The 5,679-nt window shown below is 54.8% G+C and carries 2 protein-coding genes and 1 pseudogene; all 3 read left to right on the plus strand.

Going from position 1 to position 5,679, the window contains the following annotated elements; all coding sequences use genetic code 11:
• Positions 1 to 143 precede the first annotated feature (143 nt).
• Positions 144 to 4,667: a DUF6861 domain-containing protein gene (locus F2P45_RS33655; protein ID WP_166882565.1), complete on the plus strand. Its 4,524-nt coding sequence runs from the start codon at positions 144 to 146 to the stop codon at positions 4,665 to 4,667.
• 26 nt (positions 4,668 to 4,693) lie between these two features.
• Positions 4,694 to 4,999 (plus strand): hypothetical protein, encoded by a 306-nt coding sequence (locus tag F2P45_RS33660; RefSeq protein ID WP_166882566.1) that lies wholly within the window; start codon positions 4,694 to 4,696, stop codon positions 4,997 to 4,999.
• Positions 5,000 to 5,271: 272 nt separating this feature from the next.
• Positions 5,272 to 5,553: pseudogene (locus F2P45_RS33665) on the plus strand (transposase); the annotation flags it as partial.
• Between the last annotated feature and the right edge of the window lie 126 nt (positions 5,554 to 5,679).

Consider the following 5,679-nt stretch of genomic DNA (forward strand, 5'->3'; position numbering starts at 1 on the left):
CGCTGTGGAGTGAAGAGAATTACAAAGGGTCGGGGAGCCAATGCGATATGGTGAAAATCCCGCGTGCCCTATTTGAGCGCCTGACAGAAACCGTCTGCTACGCGAGATAGTTGGACAAAGTCGAGCTAAGAAAGATCCGCTCCATGAGCACTTTTGACATCCCTATCGATTTCCAGCAGATCCGCAATGCCTTGGGCAACTTCGAGCGGACTTACGTGACGGGTGGCGCGAAGGCAGTCAACGATATTGAGAAACGTCTGGAACAGTTTTCCAAATCGTATCCATTGCCCACGGTAAGGGGCGTGGTGCAGCAATTCCCAGGAGGAAATTGCCTTATTGCTGTCAACGACGCGCTGGACGCATCAAACCGCCGCGTAGCCGAGATGTTAGCAGGCGCGGTCCAAGGGCTCGACTTCAGCATGGTCCAAAGCATCCTCATGGAGGCAGGCAAAGAAATTGCCATGTACCTCGGGGGGGGAGCGGTCTTGGGTGGAACAGCGGGCGGCGCCCTTGGTGCTTTGGCCGGCGGCGTCGGCGCAGTGCCTGGCGCGGTGGTCGGCGCTCAACTTGGCATGCAAATTGGCAGCGCCATCATGACGCTGATGGGCCTCGCCGACCTGGTAGATGCCTTCGTTAGTGTGGTTCCGTTACTTATTAAGCCCCTCATTGAAGGCTTCGCTTTAGCTGTCCGTGCCGGAATGTTACCGGACAACCAACGTGCGCAATACCCCATGCTCATGAAGGCGGCGACCGAGTGTTTTGCACAAGGCAAATTCATCTTGGTTATCGGGCTGATGGCGGCGGTTGCGCAGCTGTTGCTGCGTAAAGGTCTGGCTCCTGCGCTTGAAAAAGTCGGCGGCAGCAAATTAGGAAAAGGATTTGCTGGCTGGATGAAGAAGAACCAGAAAATCATTGAAGACCATCCGGCCCTCAAGCCAAAGAGCCGCGCAGCGGCTCAAGGGCCGGCCAAGGGGCCAAGCCAGGAAAAGCCGGCGCCGGCGAAGTCCGATGCTCCTAAGCCCAAGGAAAAAGAGACCCATAACGAAGGCCAGGCCGAGATAGAGTGCCCACTTTTTCCGAGGGCCGGCCGTCCCGTCAATCCTATTTCTGGTAGCAAGATCCTCGCGGACGATATCGACCTGGACTTTTCGCTTCCGGCGGCCATGCCGCTGGTCTGGCAACGGGCTTACAGCTCGGCCCAACGGCAAGCCGGCTGGCTGGGCTCTGGCTGGAGTACACCTTTATCGCTTGCGCTCGAGATCAATGTCGACAGCGTCGTCGTGCTCGACGCCTTCGCACGCGGAATCACTTTCTCGTTGCCTGGCATCGGCGAATCACTGTATTCACCGTCCGAAAAAATCACGCTGGTGCGCAAGCAGGACCGCAGTTTCGAGTTGGTCTACGATAAGGGAGCGCGCGATCTGTTCGCCTCGTCCGACACGAGCAACAACATCGCGCGCTTAGTAGGTCAGCTTGACGCCAACGGCAACCGGATCACCGTTGCCTACAACCAGCGCCAGCTGCCTGAACGGGTCGAGGACAGCGCCGGGCGCGGGTACCTGCTAGCGTTCGAAGACCACCGGGGCTACCCGCGCCTGCGCAGCATTGCCATGCAGCCGGCCGAGCCCGACGGCGACACCGAACTGCTGGTCGAGTACGAGTACGATGCAAGCGGCAACCTGGCCAAGGTCAGCAACGGCAAAGGCGACGTAACGCGTCAGTTTGCCTATCGCAATCATGTGATGGTTGAACACAGCCAGCCCGGCGGAGTGGTGTCGCGCTACGAATACGACGAATACGCCGCTTGCGGCAAGGTCATGCGCAACTGGACCAATAGTGGCTTGTCGTGGAGCTTTCGCTATCTGGAACAGGAAACCGTCGTCACCGACAACTTGGGGCGCGAAGATCGATACCGCTTCGACGCCAAGCGCCGCTTCATCGGCATGGTGGACGCGGCCGGTGGCGTGACCACGCGCCGTCTCGACAGCAACGGTAATCTTCTCGGCATCACGGATCCGGGCGGGCGTAGCGTCAGCTACCGCTACGACCAGCGTGGCCGCGTGACCCGCATTGAAACCGACGGCAACGGCACTGGCATCGTCTACGACAACCGCTTCAATAAGCCCGCGCTGATTACCGATGCGCTCGGCGCTACTACCGCCCTGCGATACGACGAGTTCGGCAACTTGGCAAGCGTAACCGATGCACTAGGCCAGCGCACGTCCTATCAGTACGATGAACATGGCTTGCCGGTCAAGGTGACGGATGCGGCCGGCGGCGTCAAGCGGCTGGAATACAACCGCGCCGCGCAACTGATCAGTTACACGGATTGCTCGAACAACAGAACACATTTCAGCTATGACGATCAGAGCAGACTGATTCGCACTACCGATGCCGCCGGTAATGTCATGTCGTACAGCTACGACCGGCTCGGCCACTTGACCGCAGCAATCCAACCTGACGGCGCAGTAGAACGCTATGAGTACGATGCGCTCGGACGGCTTGTAGCCAGCTTTGACCCTGCAGGCAATCGCACCAGCTATGTGCTCGACATTGATGGCAAACCGGTCAGACGCATCGATGCGCGCGGTGGAGCGCTAGAGTACCGTTACGATGATGCACACCGGATCGTAGAGCTGATCAATGAAAATGGTGATGCGTATCGTTTTGTCTACGACGCCCTTGACCGCGTAGTTGAAGAGACTTGCTTCGATGCAACGCTGACACGCTACCATTACAATAACAGTGGCCTGGTAGTCGCCAAGGAAGAGTACGGCGGTAGCGAACGCGCTCCCTACACGCGCATCGATACGCACTATTCGCGTGACAATGCGGGCCAGCTGATTGAAAAAATCATCTCGCGCACGAATGGCGCAGCGAGCACTGAACAAATCCGGCTGCGTTTTGCCTATGACCCGGTCGGCAGGATGACGCAGGCGATAAATTCTGCCGCTGAAGTTACGCTTCAATACGATGCGCTGGGCCAGTTGGTAGGCGAGCGTACCGAGACGCGCGAGCACACAACCACGTTGAGCCATGCTTACGATGATCTGGGCAACCGAATCCAAACAACATTGCCTGACGGTCGCGTACTCAACAATCTGTACTATGGCTCCGGACACCTGCATCAGATCAACATCGATGGCGAGGTGATCACCGACATCGAGCGCGACAAGCTGCACCGCGCAGTAAGCCGCACGCAAGGCTCGCTGACCAGCCAGTTTCAGTACGATCCGGTAGGACGGCTACTGACACAGCTTGCCGGGCAACTGCAGGTTGGCCAGAACACCGAGCCAGTTATCGCGCGCCACTATGAGTACGATGAGACCGGCAACCTGCTGGCGATCGACGACAAACGCAACGGCCTGAAGACCTATAGCTACGATGCCATTGGCCGCATCATGACGGCTGTCCAGCCGACTATGGCGGAACGCTTCGACTTCGATCCTGCGCATAATTTGCTTGATACAGCAGTTGCCAGTGCCGGGCGGGTCGAAGGCAATCGCGTGAAGGTATTCGAGGACAATCGATACGACTACGATTCACACGGCAATCTGATTGAAAAGCTGACGGGCAAGCACACGCGCCTGCGCCTGAAGTGGAATGCCGCGCACCAGCTGGTCGAGTCGAAAACCACGCGTCATGCGCAGGAGCCGCAGCCAACTGTGCAGAAGGTGAAGTATGTCTATGATCCGTTCGGGCGCAGGATTGCCAAAAAAGATGAGTTCGGGACGACGCGGTTTGCGTGGGACGGGAACCGGCTGCTGTGTGAGTCGCGTGGACAGTGGGAGCGCACCTATATTTATGATTCGCACTCGTTCGTGCCGCTGGCGCAAGTGGATACTGTCACTCAGCAGGGTGCCAGTTTTGCACCTGACTGCTCAGTGCACTATATGCACACGGATCACTTGGGCACGCCCAACGAAATAACCGATCAGCATGGCGAAATTTTCTGGGCGGTAGCGTACAAAACTTGGGGCAATGTACTGCGACGGACGGACATCGCACTGGATTTTGTTAATTTAACATCGACTGAACAGAACTACATCCAAAGTGAACTAGCGCAAGCTCAGCCCATACGTTTCCAAGGGCAGTATCATGACACCGAAACGGGCTTGCACTACAATCGTTTCCGATACTACGATGCCGATTGTGGCCGCTTTGTCTCGCTTGATCCTATCGGGCTTAGTGGCGGCAATAACATGTATCAGTATGCTGCCAATCCTATTGTATGGATTGATCCATTAGGGTTGGCAACCAATTTGTTTCGTGGTGACGATAAATATAAAGGCAATAAAGCAATTGGCCCAATTGGCAAACCAATTAGTGCAAAATTAACTTTAGACGATATTGTTAATCATGTTGCGGAAAACGGAGATCGGACACTAACCTCATTCTCAGAACAAAGGACAAAGGACAGAGTAACTGGACATCGCGGCGCGGATCATTTTAGCGAACATATAGTAAAAGTATCAAAGGCCGACATTGCAGCGCTAGAAGCTTCTGGACAAATTAAAACCTACGACGCAGCGCAAGTTAAAGAGATGTTAAAAGCTGATCCAAAGTATGCCAAGAAGGCTAACAATGTTTATAACGATATGAAGAAAAACAATGAAGTTCTGGTACATGGCCAGATTCCCGAGGCAAATATTAGCAGATGCAAATAAAGTAACGAACGTGAATAGGATATGATATGTTAGCAACTAATTTCAATGTTTGGAATACCTGCTTAAAGATCCTTCGAGATCGAAGTTTTTCACTCTCCATTAAAGGGGAACTGGATGAAGATGGATGCTGGCCACATGATGCCTTGTGGATCGCCGAAAAAAATGGCTTCATCTTCAAGGCAGATAATCCAATAGAATTGCTCGGACTGGTTGGCATTTATGAACATGTTCAGCCAAACAAAGATGAACCATATTGGTGGTACGCAGACTGCCCAGACATAAAAAGCGAACTGATGCTAAAAGCATTCCCTGATTCCAATCCCACTGATTAGATGGACGGCTATTTCTTGGCAGCAAAAAAATAAAACTACAACTGTTTCGACAAGCCGGCGCTGATTATGCGAGGCACGGGGTCCGATACCGTCGTGGTTGCAAGCTCTTTCGAGAGAAATATGGGATCGCGAGCACCGGGCTCGGGGTCAGTGCCGACAAACTACCACGGGCTGAACATTAGGGAAGCGCTGATTAATTCTTGCAGAACCCGTTTCGGCCGCTGGCAAGAACTGCGACAATAACGGCATCCGCGACCACTATCCAGTTGATCATGCAGAAGAGCTTTTCCGACCTCGAATACGCCGCCAAAAAGAAGCTGACACGGCGCGACCGCTTCCTCGCGAAGATCAACAGTGTCACGCCTTGGTCGAAATTGCATGAACTGATCGAGCCGCACTATCCGAAAGTGGAAGGCGCCGGTCGCCCGCCGATTGGACTGGCGCGCATGCTGCGCATGTACGTCGCCCAGCAGTGCTTCGGCCTTTCGGATGAGGGCATCGAAGACGCGATCTACGACAGCCAGGCGATTCGTGCTTTTGTCGGTATCGACCTCAGGGCACCTCGAATTACCGGTAAATCCCGCGTAATCGCCGGTCGCGATGCCGGCAGATGCGTTTTTTGATGTCAGACCGAGCTGCTTCCCGCCCATTTTATGGGCGCTGAACCTCATTTTGTGCAG

This window comes from Massilia mucilaginosa, assembly GCF_011682145.1.
Lineage (GTDB): Bacteria > Pseudomonadota > Gammaproteobacteria > Burkholderiales > Burkholderiaceae_D > Telluria_A > Telluria_A mucilaginosa.